Source organism: Streptomyces sp. CB03234 (assembly GCF_001905885.1).
GTDB lineage: Bacteria > Actinomycetota > Actinomycetes > Streptomycetales > Streptomycetaceae > Streptomyces.
On the sequence record NZ_LIYH01000008.1, the window covers coordinates 174,005 to 193,499 of the forward strand.

A 19,495-nucleotide genomic window follows, 5' to 3' on the forward strand; every position below is an offset into this window, starting at 1 on the left:
ACCGGTTCCTCACCGGGCCGGCTCAGTGGTGAAGGATCTTCGACAGGAAGTCCTTGGCGCGATCGGTCCGTGGGTTGCTGAAGAACTGGTCGGGCGTCGTCTCCTCCACGATCCTGCCGTCCGCCATGAAGACCACGCGGTTCGCGGCCGAACGGGCGAAACCCATCTCATGGGTGACGACGGCCATCGTCATGCCCTCACGGGCGAGCTGCTGCATGACCTCCAGTACCTCGTTGATCATCTCGGGGTCGAGTGCCGAGGTCGGCTCGTCGAAAAGCATGATCTTGGGTTCCATGGCCAGCGCCCTGGCGATGGCCACGCGCTGCTGCTGGCCACCGGAGAGCTGAGCAGGGTACTTGTCCGCCTGGGAGGCCACGCCGACCCGGTCGAGGAGGGCGCGCGCCCGCTCCTCGGCAGCGTGCTTGTCCTTCTTGCGGACCTTGATCTGCCCGAGCGTCACGTTCTGGAGCACGGTCTTGTGCGCGAAGAGGTTGAACGACTGGAAGACCATCCCCACATCGGCACGCAGTGCGGCCAGCTCACGGCCCTCGGCGGGCAGCGGCTTGCCGTCGATGGCGATCTCTCCCGAGTCGATCGTCTCCAGCCGATTGATGGCTCGGCACAGGGTGGACTTGCCACCGCCGGACGGCCCGATGACGACGACCACCTCGCCGCGGGCAATGCGCAGGTTGATGTCCTTCAGCACGTGCAACGCGCCGAAGTGCTTGTTGACGTTGCTCAGCACCACCAGGTCGCCGTGCGTGCCCGGCGTCTCATGTGTCTTGACCACGGCTGCTCCCTCATCGGCTTCATCCTCCATCCACCTCCGGTCCGTCGCACGCCGAGACCGGCGCGGGGAGGGGATGAGCGGCCGGGACGCCCGCACCAGTGGCAGACCGCCCCGTTTCCGCCGGGAGCGGCCGGCGGAGCAGGCTTCCGGGGCCGCGGAGGGCCGTAAGGGCCGCGGGCGGGTCAGCGAGTGCGTACCGCTGTGACCGTGAAGCGTTCGACCTCCGCGATGTGGCCACCGGTCGTCGCGACGACGGTCAGCACAGGGTCGGTGGCGCCGGTGAAGGACACGGTCAAGGACCAGGGCTGGCCCGTGCCGCCGCCCGGGGTGCAGCACGACGAGCCGAGCGGCGCCTCGGACGACGGCTGGCGCACCTGTACGCGGATCGATTCGTCCACGCCCGAGATCCGGCCGCCGGTCCGCAGCGGGGAGAGCGCGAACGATCCGTACGCCGGCCTGGTGAGGGAGAAGTGCGTGTCGTCGGTTCCCACGACCTCCCACGGGGCGTCCGGGCCGGTGCCGTACCGCACGAGGTGGACGACCGCCGCGGTGCCCGTGGTCTCGGGGTCGCTCAGCCCGACGCCGATGCGGGCGTGCAGAGCGCTGACCGTGCGTTTGGTGATGCGGTCGATCTCATGGAAGCCCAGGTAGTTCCGTGTGAACGCCAGTGCCGTCTGCTCAGGGCTGAGATGCCAGGGCTGGTGGCCGCCGGACCGGTATTCCCGCTGCCAGGCCCGAGCTTGGTCGAGTGACGTGAACGGCCACAGAGGCTGCAAGCGGCCCACGCCGATCAGCGGCGCGCTCGTGCCGGGGGCGGGCTTCGTCGGAGGCGGGGTGCTCGGTGCCGGTTTCGGCGACGACGGTGACGGTGACGATGCCGGAGCAGAGGTGCTCGGTAGGGATGTTCCGGGCGCGGGTGTGCCCGTGGTGGTCCTGGTGGACGGGGACGTCGGCGCGCCCCGGGAGCCGTCGGAACCGCTGCAGGCGGTGAGGGCCAGGACGGCCGCCGCCGCGGCGGCGAGGAGCCGGAAGGGGAGCCGGATGTTCATTGATGCCCCAGGGAACACGTACCGACCGTCGGTACTGCTCGTGTGGCCATGGTGCCACCAGCGCGTTCCGCTTCACAGACTCTGGCGGGACGAAACCCGCACCATGTGCCGGACCGGCCCGGCCGGCCCCTCGTCGGTGGTGCGCGGCCCCACCAAAACTCGTTGATGCGGCGGTTGTCTTCGATGAGGCCGTGGACAGGTGTTCCTGCCCGAAGCCGAGGGAGGGCGCTTTCCCCCGGGCGCTTCCCCGGCGCGCAGTCGGCCCACGTCTTCGCGGCGCTCCAGGACGAGGTCTCGGTGAAGGGCGTGTGTACCGCCGATTGCCGGTGCCGGCACTGCACGTGGCTGCAGGGCTTTCGCGAAGGACTGCCCCCACCGGGACGGCTTTCAGCCAAGCCGTTGTACGCGGCCGGCAAGCCCGTGGCCAAGCGGTCGCTCCGGGTGAAGACAACGGCGCCACGGTGGCCGGCCTCCGGGTCGTCCGGTGCCACGCGCGGGTAGGGGAGTTCGGCCGGGGAGTGCTCGGCCGGGTGAAACTCCACGGACGTGCCGTCCCCCAGCTGTACGGTCGCGCCACGCGGACAGCCCCGGACCAGGACAGCGTCCGGGCCCGGGGTCAGGAGCGCGCCCGTCGTCCGCTCTGCGAGGAGTTGCCGGTAGCGCTGTGCGGGCAGGGCGCAGCCGTTCGGTGGCGTGGTGCCCGGCCAGTCGGGGGCGCCTGGACCGCCGCCACCGACTGGACGAGATGTCCCCGTCCTACTGCGGCAACGTCCTGCGCTTCATCCGTAAACAGGGCGGATCAGCTCATCGAGATGCTCACCGACGGGCTCGACGTGGCGCCGGAGGCCCTCGGCCTGACCGACGACGACGACGCGGCGTCCTGGCTGTCCCGCCAGCCCCTGGCGGACGACCCCGGTGAAGCGGCACGAGGCTGAGCCTGCTCGGCTTCTTCCAGCGACGGTTCTGGAGACAGCCGGAGAGGCGCCGGTTCCCGCGCGATGCGGAACCGGCGCCTCCATCAGCGGCTACGGGTTGATGCAGCCGATCGAGCCGACCGGGAAGTTGTTGCCGGTCGATGTCGCCGTGAACCCGAAGGTGACGCTGCCGTCCGGCGGAATGGTCCGGTTGTAGTCGAGGTTCCTGACCGTGAGCGTGCCATCAGATCCGGTGGTCAGCGCACCGTTCCACACACTGCTGACTCTGGTGCCCGTGCCGGGCGTCCACTTCACGGCCCAGCCGTCACGCGCTGTCGTGCTGTGGTTCATGACCTCGACGGAGCCCTGGAAGCCGCCGCTCCAGGAGTTGGTCACCCTGTAGACGGCCATGCACCCGGTGTGGGGGTCGGTCGGCACGGGCGTAGGAGTCGGGGTCGGGGTGGGAGTCGGGGTCGGGGTGGGAGTCGGGGTCGGGGTGGGAGTCGGAGTCGGAGTCGGAGTGCTGCCGGAGCCACGGATGCCGGTCACCTCGCCGTTGCCGCCGTCGAAGACAACGTCGGAGCAGGAGAAGAAGTTCTCCTGGCTGTCCGAGCGCACCCACTGGATGAACATCACCGCGTCACCCGAGCGGCCCGAGGGCAGGCTCAGATTCCAGTAGTAGTGGCCGCCGTCCGTGCCCGGCGAGCCGATCTGCGGTGGGTTGGTGACGGTCTGGATCAGCTCCAGGTCGTCCCAGCCCAGTTCGGTGCTGGGCGAGTAGCCGGGCTTGGACAGGTACACCCGGAAGGAGCCCGGGTGCGCGGCCCAGTTGCTGTGCTTGATCTGAATCGTCCTCCCGGACGTCAGGTGCGTCCGGGGCCAGTCGGCGCGTGCGGCGTTGTATCCGGTGAAGTTGTACGGCGACCGGTCACCGGCGCTGCACAGCTTCCCGTCCGGGACGTAACCGGGGCCGCGCCCACCGGCGTTGGAGTCGAGCACGGCGAACCAGTTGTACAACGCGGTCGCGCCGCTCTCGTTGAGCGCCGCCCTGCACGCCGGATTCGTCGGGTCCAGGGCGCCGGTGCTGGTCTTGGCGTCCAGCCAGCAGAGGTAAGTGCGCGATCCGGGCATCATCGTGACACCGTGCGCCTGCGCGCTGCCCTGGCCCAGCAGGGTCAGGCCGATGCCACTGAGCAGGGTGGCGAGCACCGCTGCCAGAAAGCCGAGTCGCTTCTTGCGTCCTGCCATCGTGTCTCCTGTTGTCATTGGTACGCACTCTTGTCGGGTTCGTCTTCTCCTCTTGCGGTGACCGTCCAGGAGGAAGCCCCCGCCCGCGCGGGGCATGGTTCCGCCGGACGGGCCGGGCGATCCGGAAAGGCTCTGGGTGGCTCAGGCGGGTGGTGCCCCCTCCGGGCGGGCCCGGGGACGAGACGGGCGGCAACAGCCGCCGGACTGCGGTGTGATGGGGCGGCCGGGCCTGGGCCGGAGGAGCGAAGGAGCACGGGCCGGTGGGTCGCCGGGGGCCGCCCCCTGTACGCGCGGGGAGGTGACGGGCGGCGCAACCGCTGGGGACACTGGCCATGCCTCTGTCCCGCGCAGGGAGACCGGTTCCGGTCCAACAGCCGGTCCAGCGACAGCGGTTGAAGACCGATGGGTAGGACTTCGAGGCGCCATTGCTGGGGACGGCGCCGTCGCGGGTCACCCGGGAGCCGGTGGCGGTGGCGGTGGCGCGCTGGGTGGAGTTGGTGCCCGGCGAGAGTTCCGGACCACCCAGCGGCCCTGGACCGTGGTCGAACCGTACTGTTCGCAGATCGGGGTGTCAGCCCGAGCCGTCGGTGCGGCGGGGCGGTGCGGCAACGCTCGCATACGGGGCCTCTCTGGGACGGATGACCAGGGTGGGCTCATCGGGGAATCGGAAGGGCTCCCAGCCACCCACTATTGGGAGCGCTCCCACATGCCGGCTTCGTGGGGACTGTAGGAGTCCCGCGGTCTCCTGACAACCCATCGGAATCGAATGCGTCGAACGGATTCCGCAGCGCCAGGCCAGAAGCGGCAAGGAAAGGTGCCGATACGCATCTGGCATACGCCCGGGGGCTGGGACCCCTGCCGGTCCTCCTCCCCGCAAGACTCCGGGGCCGCCGAAGCGCCGAGCCGCCGAATGAGCCGGCACGACCCCTGTCATCCCCGTCGGCCGGAGCACCCGTCGTCGCGCGGGCCCGCGAACCCGGACTGCGCCACGGTGGACACCCACGACACGCGGCGGACCGCGGCCCGGATACGTCGCCCACGCGGCCCGCTCGTCGACCCCGTCCGGTCCGGGCCGTTGACGACCCGGCACTGTAGCCACAAGTATGTCCACGCCTTCATGGGAGCGCTCCCAACCCGCGAGTCGCTCCGCACCTCCGACGAGGAGCTCAGACGTGAACAGACGCAGAACCGCTCTGCTGTCCCTGACGGCCCTGCTGGCGACGGCCATCACCGTCGTGCCCGCGGGGCCGGCCGGGGCGGACGAGGTCGAGCAGGTCAGGAACGGCACCTTCGACACCACCACCGACTTGTGGTGGACCGACAACGTCACCGCCGGGCCGGCCGACGGCAGACTCTGCGCCGATGTGCCGGGGGGCACGACGAACCGCTGGGACGCCGCCGTCGGCCAGAACGACATCACGCTCGTCAAGGGAGAGTCGTACCGGTTCAGCTTCCACGCGACGGGCGCCCCCGAGGGCAACTCCGTCCGCGCGATCGTGGGCCTGCAAGTGGCGCCGTACGACACGTACTACGAGGTCACCCCCCAACTGAGCGTCTCCGGCAACACGTACACCTACACCTTCTCCTCCCCCGTCGACACCACCCAGGGCCAGGTCGGCTTCCAGCTCGGCGGCGGGGCCGACCCCTGGCGGTTCTGCCTCGACGACGTGTCCCTGCTGGGCGGGGTGCCGCCGGAGGAGTACAGGCCCGACACCGGCCCCCGGGTCCGGGTCAACCAGGTCGCGTACCTGCCCCGCGGGCCGAAGAACGCCACCCTCGTCACCGACGCGACCGAGCGGCTGCCCTGGCAGCTGAAGATCGCCTCCGGGGCGGTCGTGGCGCGCGGCTGGACCGTACCCCGCGGGTTGGACCCCTCCTCCGGGCAGAACGTCCACTCGATCCACTTCAGTGACTACCGCAGTGCCGGGGAGAGCCTCACCCTGGTCGCCGACGGCGAGACCAGCCGGCCCTTCGACATCGGCACCGCCGCCTACGAAAAACTGCGCCTGGACGCAGCGAAGTTCTACTACCCCCAGCGCAGCGGCGTCGAGATCCGCGACGACCTGCGGCCCGGCTACGGCCGCGCGGCCGGTCACGTCGACGTCGCCCCCAACCAGGGTGACGGGAACGTGCCCTGCCAGCCCGGCGTGTGCGACTACACGCTCGACGTCACCGGCGGCTGGTACGACGCCGGCGACCACGGCAAGTACGTCGTCAACGGCGGCATCTCCGTCTGGCAGCTGCTCAGCACCTACGAGCGCGCCCTGCACGCCCGCACCGGGCAGGCCGAGAAGCTCGGCGACGCCACGCTGAACATCCCCGAGAGCGGCAACAAGGTGCCGGACATCCTCGACGAGGTCCGCTGGGAGCTGGACTTCCTGCTCAAGATGCAGGTGCCGGAGGGCAAGCCGCTCGCCGGCATGGTCCACCACAAGATCCACGACGAGAAGTGGACCGGCCTGCCGATGATGCCCGCCGACGACCCGCAGAAGCGCGAACTGCACCCGCCGACCACCGCCGCCACCCTGAACCTCGCGGCGACCGCCGCCCAGGCGGCCCGCCTGTACAAGGCGTACGACCCCCGGTTCGCCGCCACCGCGCTCGCGGCGGCGCGCACGGCGTGGGCCGCGGCCCTCGCCCACCCCGATGTCCTGGCCTCAGAGAGCGACGGCATCGGCGGCGGCACTTACGCCGACCGTGACGTCAGCGACGAGTTCTACTGGGCGGCCACCGAGCTGTACCTGACCACGGGCGGGAAGGAGTTCCAGGACCACATCCTGAACTCCCCGGTCCACACCGCCGACATCTTCGGGCCGATCAGCTTCGACTGGGCGCGCACGGCCGTCCCCGCCCGGCTCGACCTGGCCACCGTCCCGAACCGGCTGCCCGGCCGCGACGCGGTCCGCCGGTCCGTACTCGGGGGAGCCGACCGCTACCTGGCCACGCTGAAAGCCCACCCGTACGGCATGCCGTACGCCCCGGAGGGCAACAGGTACGACTGGGGCTCCACGCACCAGACCCTGAACAACGCCGTGGTCCTGGCCACCGCCTATGACATCAGCGGCAGCGCCAAGTACCGCGACGGGGCCGTCCAGACCATGGACTACATCCTGGGCCGCAACGCCCTGAACATCTCCTACGTCACCGGCTTCGGCGAGGTCAGCGCGGAGAACCAGCACAGCCGCTGGTACGCCCACCAGCTCGACCCGAAGCTGCCCCACCCGCCGGCCGGCTCGCTGTCCGGCGGTCCGAACTCGAGCATTCAGGACCCGCTCGCGCAGAGCAAACTCCAGGGGTGCACGGGTCAGTTCTGCTACATCGACGACATCCAGTCCTGGTCGACCAACGAGATCACCATCAACTGGAACTCCGCCCTGACCTGGATGGCCTCCTTCGTGGCCGATCAGGGCTGAGCCGGCTCCACCCAGCGGGATCGGGTTGCACGACGGCGTCGGCCGGGCAGTTGCGGCGTACCGCACGACCGCCCGGCCGGCATGGCCGCGCCTTTGGACCATCCCCACCGGCGCCCGTGTCCGCACGTGCCTGCTCCATCGGGGACAGCCCCGCCGACGGGCACGACGTGGAGGATCGAGTTCCTGGCAGGATCCCCGTGGAGCACGGCTCAGGGCCTCCGGACACTGACCGGCATGGCATGCCGCATCGGTGAGCTGGTTCGGATGGTCAGAAGTACTGGCAGTGATCCGCAGTGGTCGCCTTCTCCTCGAGGAACCAGGTGGCGTCCACGATGCCCGCCGACTCGGGGATCAGGTTCGACTCGTCGACGCCGAACGTGCCGGCGGCGAGACGGCAGGCGTAGAGGTTCACATGGCCGGTGCCCTTGAGGTGGGTGAGGTAGTCCAGGATCTCGGTCGGTTCCCCGTCCTCGATCATCTTCTGCCGGAGCGCTTCCTCGTCCGCTCCGCGGTGCCGCCCTTCGATCTCCAGTGAGGCGGCGCCCTCCTTGGTGAGGGCACGCACGGCCCACAGCACGAAGAGCATGTCGACCTGCACGCCCTTTTCCGCGTACAGCCAGGCGAAGGTCAGTGGGGTGAGCATCTTGTCGTAGGCGTCGTCCCGCACGACGATGGCCAGCTTTTCCATGGCTGTCTCCCGGTTCTCGGGTGCCTGTCCTTGGTGTCCGGCCTCCACGCTAGGGAGCGGGAAAGGAGACAGCATGCGTCGTCCTGCCGTATTCGCGATCCGCTAGTGCCGTATTTTCCGCCGCTGCTCAGGGGCACCTTCGGTTCGGCTCGTGGATGCCTGGGCCAGTCCGTGGTCGATCGCGTATCGGACGGCTTCCACCCGCGAGGAGCAGCCGACCTTGCCGAGCAGGTTGCGCACGTGCATGTCGATCGTGCGGGGGCTGACGAAGAGCTGTCGGGCGATGTCCCGGTTGGTGCGGCCGTCCGCGAGCAGGCGCAGCACCTCCTGCTCCCGGCGGGTGAGGCCGACCGGTTCCAGCGAGCGGGCGGCGAGGCGCCCCAGCCGCTGGTCGACCTGTTCCCCCCGATCGGCCAGCTCGGTCGCGCAACGGCGCGCCAGCGGCCTGGCCCCCAGACGGCGTGAGGTCCGGTAGGCGCTGGTCACGGTGGCGACCGCGGCGTCCCGGTCCCCCTCACCCGCCAGCGCGACCCCCCGGCGCAACTGGCTGAGCGCCCGCTCGAAGGGCGCGCTGATGCCGCCCATGAGGTCCACCGCCCGGCCGAAGTGTGTCGCCGCCTGAGCGGTGTCGCCCTCGGCCATGGCGAGCTCGCCGCCCGCGTGTGCGAGGGCCGCCAGCACCTTGGGTGAACTGTTCTGTGTCGCGGCCGTGGCCAGTACGCGGTGGCATTGGGCCAGCCCGTCGCCGTCGTGCCGCTCGGCCAGGAACGTGGCGGCCCATCGCAGCGCGGGCAGTGAGTAGTGTGATTCCTCCTTCAGGAGGCAGCGCGCCAGCATGGCGGTCACCGTGTCGAGGGCCGTCCGCTCGTCGCCGTCGAGGTCGGCGACCATGGCCAGGCCCCAGGTCGCGCCGACTTCCATGCCGAAGACCTCGTTGTCGCGCCCGAAGGCGGCGGAGCGCCGCAGCGGCCCCCTCGCGCGCCGGAGGTCTCCCCGGAGCACGGTGATCAGCCCCGACTCCTCCTCGGCGACCATACGCAGCACCTGTGGGGTCCGGCCGTCGCCGAGCACCTCGCCGCAGATGGCCAGTGAGCGGTCCCAGTCGCCCATGAGCCGGACCACCGGCGACATGCACGTGTAGCAGACCTGCGCCAGCTCGGTGACACCGTGCGCCCGGCACAGCTCGAGTGCCGAGTCGATGGCGTCCGCGGCCGCCGCGTAGTCGGCCGCGTACGCGAGGGCTTCCCCGAGCTCGTAGTACGCCTCGCCCGTCGCTTCGGGCAGCTCACCCGCGAGGGCGAGCTCCAGCCCGGACCGTGCGAGTGCGACCCCGCGCACGCCGTCTCCCAGGGCGGAGTGGAGCGAGCCCTGCAGGGCGAGGGCGCGCGCCTTGAGGTCGGTGCGCTGCGCCGCCTCGGCGTCCTCGGCCGCGGCCACGGCCTGGTCCAGCGCCTTGGAGTGCTGCGCCGCATCCTTCAGCTGGTCCGCCAGCGTAAGCCGTTCCACCGCCGCTTCACCGCGCATCCCCGCCGCCGCGTACGTGCCGGCCGCGCTCTCGCGTGCGGTGACCGCACGGGCCCAGTCGCCCAGCAGCCCGGCGGCGTTGGCCAGTCTCCGGTACGCCGCCCCGGCCGCCGCGAGGTCACCGCTGGTGTGGCGAAGCCGGGCGACGTCCGTCCAGAGGGCCACGGACGAGTCGAGCTCCCCGCACAGCTCGGCGCACTCCGCCAGGCGTTCCATGGTGGCCGTCCGGCCGGCCGGGTCGGTCCCCTCCGGCCAGAGGGCGAGTGCCCTCCGCGCCAGGGCGGCGGCGTCCTTGTAGGCGTACACGGAACAGTGCCTCTCGGCCGCGCTGAGGAGCAGCGGCTTCGCACGGTCGGGTTCGTGCGCGGCGATCCAGTGCTCGGCGACCGTCTCGGGCGGCGCGCCCCGGGCGGTGAGGCACTCGGCGGCCAGGTGGTGGAGGTGACGCCGACGGGCCCAGGGAATGGTCCGGTACAGCGCGTCCCGTACCAGCGCGTGGCGGAATTCCGCCGAGCCGGGATCGTGCGCCCGTTCCGTGAGCAGCCCGCCGTCGAGGAGCTGGTCGACGTCGGCCGCTTCCACCAGGTCGCAGAGCGCCGGCAGATCCACCCGTACGCCGAGGACGGCGGCGAGCTCGACGGCGGCCTGGTGCCGCTCCCGCAGCGCCGCCGTGCGGACCAGCACCGCGTCCAGCACGCTCTCCGGCAGGGGCAGCTCGGTGCCTGCCGCGAAGTCGGGCCCGCCGTCGGACTCCCGCAGGGCACCGCTCTCCGCCAGAGCGGCGGCGAGTTCCTCCACGTAGAACGGCAGGCCCTCCGCCCTGTCGTGTACGGCGGACACGAGCCCGGGAGAGGGTGCCGTTCCGAGCAGGCCGGTGAGCAGCTCGCCGGTCTCTCCGGCGGTCAGCGGACGTAGTGCGACCTCGACGAAGTGGCCGCTGCGGCGCAGTTCGGTGCGCATGTGCCGGATGGGATGCGTACGGGACAGCTCTTCACCGCGGTACGTGCCGATCAGCAGCAACGGCTCGGCCGCCATCGACACCGCGAGCGCCGGCAGCAGGTCGACGGCGGCGGCGCCGGCCCAGTGCAGGTCCTCCAGGACGACCACGGTCGGCTGTCGCCGCCCGAGGTTCCGGAAGGTGCGCTCGACCGTGCCGAGCAGGGCCGATTGATCACCCGCGCGGTACGCCGGCACCTCGCCGCCCTCGTCGGACACGGCGCGTAGCACTTCGCCCAACGGCGCGTACGCGCCCGCGCCCGGCGTGGCGGCGGCGGACACCGCGCCTCCGTGCCAGTCGGCGAGGGCGTCCATGACGAGCCGGCTCTTGCCGGACCCGGAGTCCCCGCTCAGCAGGAACAGGCCGCCTTCACCGGCACGGCACCGCGCGAGCGCGTCGAGCAGTTCTGCCCGCTCGGCTGCTCGGCCGACCAGCGGCGACCGTCTCACCACACGAAAAGTCTAGAGCGTGGCGGCGTCGAGGGGTGGGGCGAGGGTCTGCCGGTCGGGTGCCCGGGCAGGCGCCCGTAGCGGTGCGCTCGGTGGTGAGGGGGATGGTGCGGGGTGAGCCGGCCAGCCGTGCGCGCAGCGGCCCGGGGAGCCGCGTCGTGCGCCGGAGCGCGCCGGTGGGCGGGCGCGCCGGCCTGAACTCGGTGACGAGGTCACGGAGCGGCCCGATCGCCTGATCGGCCGCCGGTTGCCGCGGCGGCGGTGCGCCGGGGCGGCGGTGTCCCGGGTGGGCGGCCCGGCTTTCGGGTCGGCGGCCCGGCTTTCGGGCGCGTACTCCCCATCGTGGGGAGCGGTCGTCGCCGTTCGGCCGGTTCTCCACTGTCCGGGTGCGACGCTCAGCCGGCCGCGGCGGCGCCGAACCACGTGGGCAGGCGGGTGAGCAGGTCCTGCTGATCTTCACCGGCCCACGCCACGTGGCCGTCCGGCCGCAGCAGCACCGCCGGCGCGTCCAGTTCCTCGCTGACGTCGACGACGTGGTCGACCCGGTCCGCCCAGCCGTCCACCGAGAGCCGGCCGGTCCGGTCGAGGAGCAGGCCACGGCCGCGGTGCATCAGCTCGTAGAGGCGACCCTGCTTCAGCTTCACGTCCCGCAGCCGCCGGCCGAGCAGTTCGTGGCCGTCACCGAGGTCGTAGCGGACCCCGACCGCGGTGATCATCTCGGTCACGTACCGGTTCACCTCCTCGAAGTCCATCAGCTTCGAGAACAGGTCCCGCAGCGCGGTCGCACCCGGATCGGTCCCCAGCAGCGTGTCTGCGCGCGGGTGTTGTCCAGCACGGCGGCGCCCACCGGGTGCCGTTCGGCGTGGTAGCTGTCCAGCAGTCCAGCCGGCGCCCAGCCGTCCACCTCGGCCGCCAGCTTCCAGCCGAGGTTGAACGCGTCCTGCAACCCGAGGTTGAGCCCCTGCCCGCCGGTCGGCGGGTGGATGTGCGCCGCGTCGCCGGCCAGCAGCACCCGGCCGACCCGGTAGCGCTCGGCCTGCCGGGTGGCGTCGCCGAACCGGGAGAGCCAGCGGGGCGAGTGCGCGCCGAAGTCCGTGCCGGCGACGGCCCGCAGCTGCTGCCTGAACTCCTCGAGGGTCGGCGCGGTCGTACGGTCCTCGGACACCCCTTCGGCGGGTACGACGATGCGGTACACCCCCGCGTGGCCGTCCACGTCGGCTATGACGCCGAACCGCAGTTGGGTCCTGCGGACTTCCGCGACGACGGCGGCGATCGTCGCCGGGTCCTCGGTCAGCTCCATATCGCCCAGCAGCGTCTCGACCGTGGCCGGCTCACCGGGGAAACCGACGCCGAGCCGCTTGCGCACCACGCTGCGGGCGCCGTCGCATCCCACGAGGTAGCGCGAGCGCAGGCGCGTGCCTCCCCCGCCGGCTACGCCCTCGTCGGCGGGGGTGCCCCCACTCGCGAGCTCGGCGGTCACCCCCTCCTCGTCCTGGCTCAGCCCGACCACTTCGCAGCCGCGCCGGATCTCGGCACCGAGTTCGAGGGCACGTTCGTTGAGCAGCCGCTCGGTCACCGGCTGCGGGGTGGCGAGGCCGTACGGGTGGGCCGTGTCCAACCGGTCCGGCCACGGCTTGGTGATGCCGCCGAAGAGACCGCCGACCTGGAATTTCTCACTGACCGCGAGGAAACGGTCCAGCAGGCCGCGCTGATCCATCATCTCGACGCTGCGCGCGTGCAGGCCGCGCCCGCGGGACTGCCCGGTCGGCTCGGTCAACTTCTCCAGCACGACCACGTGTACGCCGTGCAGCCGCAACTCGCAGGCCAGCATCAAGCCGGTCGGTCCGCCGCCGACCACGATCACGTCAACCATCAACACACACGCCCGTTCCATGAGTTGGGTTCCGGCCGGCCGCTTCGCGCAAGCCATGGGTCGGCCATTCTGCGGTACGAGCCGGGCCTTGCCGCAAGGCCCCCGGTGCGCTATACGTTGAGAGTGGCAAGGAGTGGATAGCCTCCTTGCCTTTGCCATGTGCGTACGGAGCGGTCAGTCCCGCCCCCGCGCGTGTGTGAAGCGCGCGAGGCCCTCCGCGAGGTCGACCAGCGGTTCGGGGTAGTCCAACGCGGCCCGCTCGGCCTGCGGCAACCGCCACGGTTCGTGGATCCGGCGCGCGTCCACGCCCCGCAACTCGGGCACCCACCGCCGTACGTACTCGCCCCTGGGGTCGAACCGCTTGCCCTGGGCCACGGGGTTGAGGACCCGGTGGGGCCGCGTGTCGGTGCCGGTGCCCGCGACCCACTGCCAGTTGAGCTGGTTGTTGACGATGTCCCCGTCGACCAGGAGGTCCAGGAAGTGCCGGGCGCCGATGCGCCAGTCCACGTACAGCGTCTTGGTGAGGAAACTCGCCGCCAGCAGACGGGCCCGATTGTGCACCCAGCCCTCGTGCCGCAGCTGACGCATCGCCGCGTCGACGACCGGGTAGCCGGTACGGCCCTCCCGCCAGGCGGCGATCTCCTCCGCCGCCTCCCCCGGCGAACGCCACCGGTCCTGCCGCGACCGGTAGTCCCGCACCGACGCCGCGGGCCGGGCCGCCATCACCTGGTAATGGAAGTCGCGCCAGCACAGCTGCCGCACGAACGCCTCCGCACCCGCCCCGCCGTGGGCCGACGCCCGTCGGACGAGCTCGACGGCGGAGAGGGCACCGAAGTGGAGGTACGGCGACAGGCGCGACGTCGCGTCCCCCGCCAGGTCGTCGTGCAGGTCCGCGTAGTGCGCGAGGCCCGAGCGAGTCCAGCGGGAGAGCCGTTTCCTGCCCGCGGTCTCACCGCCCGCCACCAGCCCCGGCGAGACCCCGGCGACGTCTTCCCGGGACGGCACCTTCTCCCCCCGTACCGCCTCCGGGACCCGTACGGTGCCCGGCGCGTCGTAGGTGTCCCGGAGGCCTGCCCGGGACCAGCGCCGGAAGTACGGAGTGAACACGGCGTAGTGGTCCGAGCCGGCCGGTGTCACCGCGCCCGGGGCCACCGCCGTGACCACCGCGTCGTGCACCCGCAGGGCGACGCCACGCGCCCGAAGCTCCGCGCTCAGCGCCTCCTCCCGCCGGTGGGCGTAGCGCGTGACACCGGCCGCCATGTGCACCTGGCCGGCCCCGCACTCGGCGACGACGGCACCCACCTCCCGGGCCACCGGCCCGGAGCGCACCACGAGCCGTCCGCCGCGCTCCCGCAGACGCGCGTCGAGGTCGGTCAGGCAGTCCGCCAGGAAGGCGCGGCGGTTCGGCACGTCGAACCCCGCCGCGCTGATGCCGGGATCGAGGACGAAGAGCGGCACGACCTCGTCGGCCGCGCGCAGCGCCGCGCGCAGGGGCGGGTGATCGTGCAGGCGCAGATCCGATGTGAAGAGGACGACCGCGACGGTCATGGCACCACTCCCGGGGCTGTACGGGGCCGGCGACATGCCCCTGTGGCCGATCATCACCGCACCGGCCGGCGAGTGCCCACTGGGCGCGCGGCATTACCGCTGAGTAGGGTGTGGACCGCCACCGGCTGTGCCGGACAGCCGTGGACCAGGAGGTGCCGCCATGCCCCGCACCATGTCCGTGTCGGACAGCATCGTCATCGATGTGGCCCCGATGGTCGTGTACGAGCGGCTCAGCGACCCGACCGCCATGGGCCACTGGAGCCCGGAGAACCGTGGCGCGACCGTACGAGGGGAGCGCCGTGGCGCGTACGTGGGCATGGTCTTCGAGGGCCGCAACAAGCGCGGTTCCTTCGCGTGGGTGACGAGGTGCACGGTCACGGCCGCCGACCCCGGTGAGCGTTTCGCGTTCCGCGTGCACGCGATCGGGGCGCGGCGTCCGTGGCTGCCGGGGCCGATCGCCACCTGGGAGTACCGCTTGGAGCCGGCCGAGGGCGGCGCCACCCGGGTCACCGAGATCTGGACCGACGACCGGCGGGCGTGGCCCGACGCCGTTGCGCGCGCGTTCGACCGGATAGCGACGCGGGGGCACACGTTCGCCGACTTCCAGCGGGGGAACATCCGCACCACGCTGGAGCGGCTGAAGGCGGCACTGGAGTCGGACGGCCGGCGAGCCGTGAGCTGACCGCCGGGGCGGCCGGCGTCGCCCGCGGGCCCCGCCATGGCGGGCGGAGCGGGGCGTTGCGGCTCAGCCCTCGGCGTCCTGCGGGTACCAGCGCAGCTCGACCGTGTTGCCGTCGGGGTCCTTGACGTAGACGGACTGGGCAGTGCCGCGTGCGCCGAAGCGGCTGACCGGGCCCTCCAGCACGTCGAACGTGCCCGAGTCGATGACCTCCTGCCAGTCCACGGGGTCCACGACGAGACAGATGTGGTCCACGTTCGATTCGCCACGCCGGCGGCCGAGCAAGTCGATGATCATCGTCGGGCTGACCCGCACGGACGGGAACGGGACCTTCCCGGCCCGCCACTCCTCGACCCGCACCGGCTCCAGGCCGAGAGGGCCAGTAGAACGCCAGCGACCGCTCGACGTCCTCCACGTTGAGCACGACGTGATCGAAATCCTTGACCCGCACAGGGTCACCCCCTCCGGTGATCCGGCCGTCCTGACGCTAGGCCGGGATGAACAACCCCACGTTACTGGGCCTCTCGGACGCGGCCGTCACCCGTGGGAGCCCTGTCGCGGCGTCGATATTCGCACGCGCCGGGCCTGACCGGCTCACTACACTCGCCGTGGCGCGCGCTGCTGCCGCCAGTGGATCAAGAGAGGGGAGCCCGATCATGCGTTGCCGCGCTGCTTTCGTGGTTTCCCGGTCGCGGTTCGACGTGATCCCGGTGTCTTCGTCGGCCCGGCGACGGCTGCGCGGCCGTCGCCGGATGCCCGTGACGAACACCTGACTTCTGCCTGCAACAGCTGCCACTGCTGCCACTGCCCGGACGCGTTCCGGCGTACCGGCCGGCCGCGTTCGTCCCGGGAATCGCGCTGCCCGTTTCTCGAACACCGACGAAAGGCCTCGGGCCGTGCGTACCACTCTTCCTCTCTCCGGCATCCGCAATCTCGGCATCCTCGCCCACGTCGACGCCGGCAAGACCACCCTCACCGAACGGATCCTGTACGTCACCGGTGCCACCCACCGGCGTGGGGAGGTCCACGAGGGAACCACCGTCACCGACTTCGACCCGCAGGAACGCGATCGGGGGATCACCATTTTCGCCGCCGCGGTGAGCTGTACCTGGGACGGTCACCGGATCAACCTCATCGACACACCGGGCCATGTCGACTTCTCCGACGAGGTGGTCCGGGCGCTGCGGGTCCTCGACGGCGCCGTGGCGGTGTTCGACGCCGTCGCGGGCGTGGAGCCGCAGAGCGAGGCGGTGTGGCGTCAGGCCGACCGGCTGGGGGTGCCGCGTATCGCGTTCGTCAACAAGCTGGACCGCGCCGGTGCGGACCTCGACCGGGCGGTCGAGTCCATCCGTACCCGGCTGGGCACGGTCCCGCTGGTGGTGCAGCTGCCGATCGGGCGCGAGGGGGAGTTCACCGGCGTCGTGGACCTGGTGCGCATGCGCGCGCTCCGCTGGGCCGCCGGCCGCGACACCGCCGAGGAGGGCCCGGTGCCCGACGCCCTGCGGGAGGAGGCGCACCGGCGCCGCCGGCTGCTGGAGGAGACGGTGGCCGAGCTCCACCCGCTCGCACTGGAGGAGTTCTGCACGGAGGCGACGCTGTCACCGGGCACGCTGGACGCGGCACTGCGGGACCTGACCCGCGACGGCGAGGGTGTCGTGGTGCTGTGCGGGTCGGCCTACCGCAATCGCGGCATCGAGCCGCTGCTGGAGGCCGTGGTGGCGTACCTGCCCTCACCGCTGGACGTACCGGCGGTGCGCGGCACGTCGGGCGGCACGGTGCAGGAGCGGGCGGCCGACCCGGAGGCGCCGTTGGCCGCGCTCGCCTTCAAGGTGAGTGCGGCCGCGACGGGCCGGCTGACCTACCTGCGTGTGTACGCCGGGACGATACGGAGAGGAGACGCCGTGCTGGACATGGGCGGGCGGCGCACCGAGCGGATCGGCCGGATCCTGCGGGTGCAGGCCGACCGGCACGAGGAGGTGGACCGTGCGGCGGCCGGGGACATCGTCGCCGTGGTGGGGCTGAAGGCCGCCCGCCCGGGGACCACCCTGTGCGATCCGGCGGCGCCCCTGGTTCTCGAACCGGCCGGCGTGGCCGACCCGGTCGTCTCCGTGGCGGTCGAGGCGCGCAGGAGTCCCGACACCGACCGGCTGGCTTCGGCGCTGGCCCGGCTGGTGGAGGAGGACCCCTCCCTCGTCGTACGGAGCGATCCGGAGACGGGCCAGACGGTGCTGTCGGGGATGGGTGAGCTGCACCTGGAGGTCGCCGTGGAGAAGATGCGTCGCGCACACGGGCTCGACATCGCCGTCGGCCGTCCGCAGGTGGCGTACCGGGAGACCGTCGTCCGCGGGGTGCGTGGGCTGGTGTACCGGCACGTCAAGCAGGACGGCGGCGCGGGCCAGTTCGCGCATGTGGTCATCGACGTGGAGGCGCTGGGTGACGGCGACGGTGACGGTGACGGCGGTGGGACCGAGGGGTTCGCCTTCCGGTCGGCGGTCGTCGGCGGCCGCGTACCGCAGGAGTACGTCCGCGCGGTGGAGGCCGGGTGCCGGGACGCCCTGGCCGAGGGGCCGCTCGGCGGGCACCCGGTGACCGGGCTGCGGGTGACGCTCACCGATGGGGCCACCCACTCCAAGGACTCCTCGGAGATGGCGTTCCGTACCGCGGGCCGGTTCGCGGTACGGGAGGCGCTGCGCGCCGCGGAGATGGCGTTGCTGGAGCCGGTCGTCGAGGTCACGGTCACCGTTCCCGATGACGCCGTGGGCGGTGTGCTCGGGGACCTCGCGGCACGGCGCGGCCGGGTGTCGGGGTCGACGGCCCGGGCCGGCACGGCACTGATCACGGCGACCGTGCCGCTGGCCGAACTGTTCGGCTACGCGTCCCGGCTGCGCAGCCGGACGCACGGCCGGGGCACCTTCACCACCCGGCCCACCGGTTACGCTCCCGTGCCGCCGGCGGTCCGCCACGCGCTGCTGACGCGGTAGACCCCCGCGTGCGGCCCCGCCCGGGAGGGCGGGGCCGCGCGACAGCGGCGGGGCGCTTGAATCCATTCAATCAACGGAGTTCGATGCCTTGACGGCCTTGGTCGGTACACATAGCCTCTCGATGAAACGATTCATGAGGTGGCTATGACTGACGCGAAGGCGGCCGCCAAGGCCGCTCTGAGGGCCCAGGCCGTCGAGACGCCCTCCTGGGCCTACGGCAACTCCGGCACACGCTTCAAGGTCTTCGCCCAGCCGGGAGTCCCGCGCACCCCGTGGGAGAAGCTGGACGACGCGGCGAAGGTGCACGAACTCACCGGGGTCGCCCCGACCGTGGCGCTGCACATCCCGTGGGACGAGGTCGACGACTACGCCGCGCTGGCCGCGTACGCCCAGGAGCGGGGCCTGCGCCTGGGCACGATCAACTCCAACACCTTCCAGGACGACGACTACCGGCTCGGCAGTGTGTGCCACCCCGACGCCAAGGTCCGCCGCAAGGCCGTGGACCACCTGCTCGCCTGCGTGGACATCATGGACGCGACGGGTTCCGGGGACCTGAAGCTGTGGTTCGCGGACGGCACCAACTACCCCGGCCAGGACGACGTCCGGGAGCGCCAGGACCGGCTGTCCGAAGCGCTGCGGGAGGTGTACGACCGGCTGGGCGAGGACCAGCGGATGCTGCTGGAGTACAAGTTCTTCGAGCCCGCGTTCTACACCACCGACGTCCCGGACTGGGGCACCGCCTACGTCCACTGCCTGAAGCTCGGGCCCAAGGCCCAGGTCGTGGTGGACACCGGGCACCACGCACCGGGCACGAACATCGAGTTCATCGTCGCGACGCTGCTGCGCGAGGGCAGGCTCGGCGGCTTCGACTTCAACTCCCGCTTCTACGCCGACGACGACCTCATGGTGGGCGCCGCGGACCCGTTCCAGCTGTTCCGCATCATGGACGAAGTGGTCCGGGGCGGGGCGCTCACGTCCGGTGTCGCCTTCATGCTCGACCAGTGCCACAACATCGAGGCCAAGATCCCGGCGATCATCCGCTCCGTGATGAACGTGCAGGAGGCCACGGCGAAGGCGCTCCTGGTGGACCGTGAGGCCCTGGCCGCCGCCCAGCGGGCCGGCGACGTCCTGGCCGCGAACGCCGTGCTGATGGACGCCTACCACACCGACGTACGCCCACTGCTGGCCGAGCTCCGCGAGGAGTCGGGCCTCGACCCGGACCCCGTCGCCGCCTACCACCGCTCGGGCTGGGCGCAGAAGATCGCCCAGGAGCGGATCGGCGGCGAACAGGCGGGCTGGGGCGCCTGAGCAGCGCGCCCTTCACCGGCGCCCTCTACCGGAG

General features: G+C 71.8%; 11 protein-coding genes and 3 pseudogenes. 5 read left to right on the plus strand and 9 right to left on the minus strand.

What is annotated here, in order from left to right; all coding sequences use genetic code 11:
* Positions 1-22 precede the first annotated feature (22 nt).
* The gene (locus AMK26_RS31660; protein ID WP_443333200.1) at positions 23-820 is read right to left on the minus strand and encodes an amino acid ABC transporter ATP-binding protein; all 798 of its coding nucleotides are present in this window, start codon (positions 818-820) and stop codon (positions 23-25) included.
* 152 nt (positions 821-972) lie between these two features.
* On the minus strand, positions 973-1,566 hold the full coding sequence (locus AMK26_RS31665; RefSeq protein ID WP_241838157.1) for a hypothetical protein: 594 nt from the start codon (positions 1,564-1,566) through the stop codon (positions 973-975).
* 1,085 nt (positions 1,567-2,651) lie between these two features.
* Between AMK26_RS31665 and AMK26_RS38460 the strand changes: the two genes are divergently transcribed.
* Entirely contained in the window at positions 2,652-2,774 is a 123-nt protein-coding gene (locus AMK26_RS38460) for a hypothetical protein (protein ID WP_274536139.1), read from the plus strand.
* Between the two features lie 90 nt (positions 2,775-2,864).
* On the opposite strand, the gene AMK26_RS31675 is transcribed toward AMK26_RS38460, so the two are convergent.
* Both AMK26_RS31675 and AMK26_RS38175 read right to left on the minus strand, forming a co-directional pair.
* Positions 2,865-4,001, minus strand: coding sequence for a lytic polysaccharide monooxygenase auxiliary activity family 9 protein (locus AMK26_RS31675; RefSeq protein WP_073758952.1), 1,137 nt, complete (start codon positions 3,999-4,001; stop codon positions 2,865-2,867).
* 316 nt (positions 4,002-4,317) lie between these two features.
* Positions 4,318-4,619, minus strand: a pseudogene (locus AMK26_RS38175) (GH12 family glycosyl hydrolase domain-containing protein); the annotation flags it as partial.
* A gap of 554 nt (positions 4,620-5,173) precedes the next feature.
* On the opposite strand from AMK26_RS38175, the gene AMK26_RS31680 reads away from it, so the two are divergent.
* The gene (locus AMK26_RS31680; RefSeq protein WP_073758954.1) at positions 5,174-7,414 is read left to right on the plus strand and encodes a glycoside hydrolase family 9 protein; all 2,241 of its coding nucleotides are present in this window, start codon (positions 5,174-5,176) and stop codon (positions 7,412-7,414) included.
* 268 nt (positions 7,415-7,682) lie between these two features.
* Here the strand turns inward: AMK26_RS31680 and AMK26_RS31685 are convergent, their stop codons facing one another.
* From AMK26_RS31685 to AMK26_RS31700, 4 genes and pseudogenes are all read right to left on the minus strand, one after another.
* Positions 7,683-8,102, minus strand: coding sequence for a DsrE family protein (locus AMK26_RS31685; RefSeq protein ID WP_073758956.1), 420 nt, complete (start codon positions 8,100-8,102; stop codon positions 7,683-7,685).
* Between the two features lie 102 nt (positions 8,103-8,204).
* On the minus strand, positions 8,205-11,075 hold the full coding sequence (locus AMK26_RS31690; RefSeq protein ID WP_073758958.1) for a helix-turn-helix transcriptional regulator: 2,871 nt from the start codon (positions 11,073-11,075) through the stop codon (positions 8,205-8,207).
* A gap of 392 nt (positions 11,076-11,467) precedes the next feature.
* Positions 11,468-12,945, minus strand: a pseudogene (gene rox, locus AMK26_RS31695) (rifampin monooxygenase).
* A 174-nt stretch (positions 12,946-13,119) separates the two neighbouring features.
* Entirely contained in the window at positions 13,120-14,493 is a 1,374-nt protein-coding gene (locus tag AMK26_RS31700) for a cryptochrome/photolyase family protein (protein ID WP_073758960.1), read from the minus strand.
* A gap of 160 nt (positions 14,494-14,653) precedes the next feature.
* Between AMK26_RS31700 and AMK26_RS31705 the strand changes: the two genes are divergently transcribed.
* Complete coding sequence (locus tag AMK26_RS31705) at positions 14,654-15,175, plus strand: SRPBCC family protein (protein ID WP_073758962.1); 522 nt, start codon at positions 14,654-14,656, stop codon at positions 15,173-15,175.
* A gap of 63 nt (positions 15,176-15,238) precedes the next feature.
* Here the strand turns inward: AMK26_RS31705 and AMK26_RS31710 are convergent.
* Positions 15,239-15,623, minus strand: a pseudogene (locus AMK26_RS31710) (VOC family protein).
* Between the two features lie 445 nt (positions 15,624-16,068).
* On the opposite strand from AMK26_RS31710, the gene fusA reads away from it, so the two are divergent.
* Together fusA and rhaI are read left to right on the plus strand one after the other, a co-directional pair.
* Positions 16,069-18,153, plus strand: coding sequence for an elongation factor G (gene fusA / locus AMK26_RS31715; protein ID WP_073758964.1), 2,085 nt, complete (start codon positions 16,069-16,071; stop codon positions 18,151-18,153).
* Between the two features lie 144 nt (positions 18,154-18,297).
* A complete protein-coding gene (gene rhaI, locus AMK26_RS31720) occupies positions 18,298-19,461 on the plus strand; it encodes an L-rhamnose isomerase (RefSeq protein ID WP_073758966.1) in 1,164 nt (387 codons plus the stop codon).
* Positions 19,462-19,495: the final 34 nt, after the last annotated feature.

Bases quoted from the DNA above. Each gene is read 5' to 3' on its own strand.
- AMK26_RS31660 (WP_443333200.1), bottom strand. From the start codon at position 820: ATGGAGGATGAAGCCGATGAGGGAGCAGCCGTGGTCAAGACACATGAG.
- AMK26_RS38460 (WP_274536139.1), top strand. From the start codon at position 2,652: ATGCTCACCGACGGGCTCGACGTGGCGCCGGAGGCCCTCGGCCTGACC.
- AMK26_RS31675 (WP_073758952.1), bottom strand. From the start codon at position 4,001: ATGGCAGGACGCAAGAAGCGACTCGGCTTTCTGGCAGCGGTGCTCGCC.
- AMK26_RS31685 (WP_073758956.1), bottom strand. From the start codon at position 8,102: ATGGAAAAGCTGGCCATCGTCGTGCGGGACGACGCCTACGACAAGATG.
- AMK26_RS31700 (WP_073758960.1), bottom strand. From the start codon at position 14,493: ATGACCGTCGCGGTCGTCCTCTTCACATCGGATCTGCGCCTGCACGAT.
- AMK26_RS31705 (WP_073758962.1), top strand. From the start codon at position 14,654: ATGCCCCGCACCATGTCCGTGTCGGACAGCATCGTCATCGATGTGGCC.
- rhaI (WP_073758966.1), top strand. From the start codon at position 18,298: ATGACTGACGCGAAGGCGGCCGCCAAGGCCGCTCTGAGGGCCCAGGCC.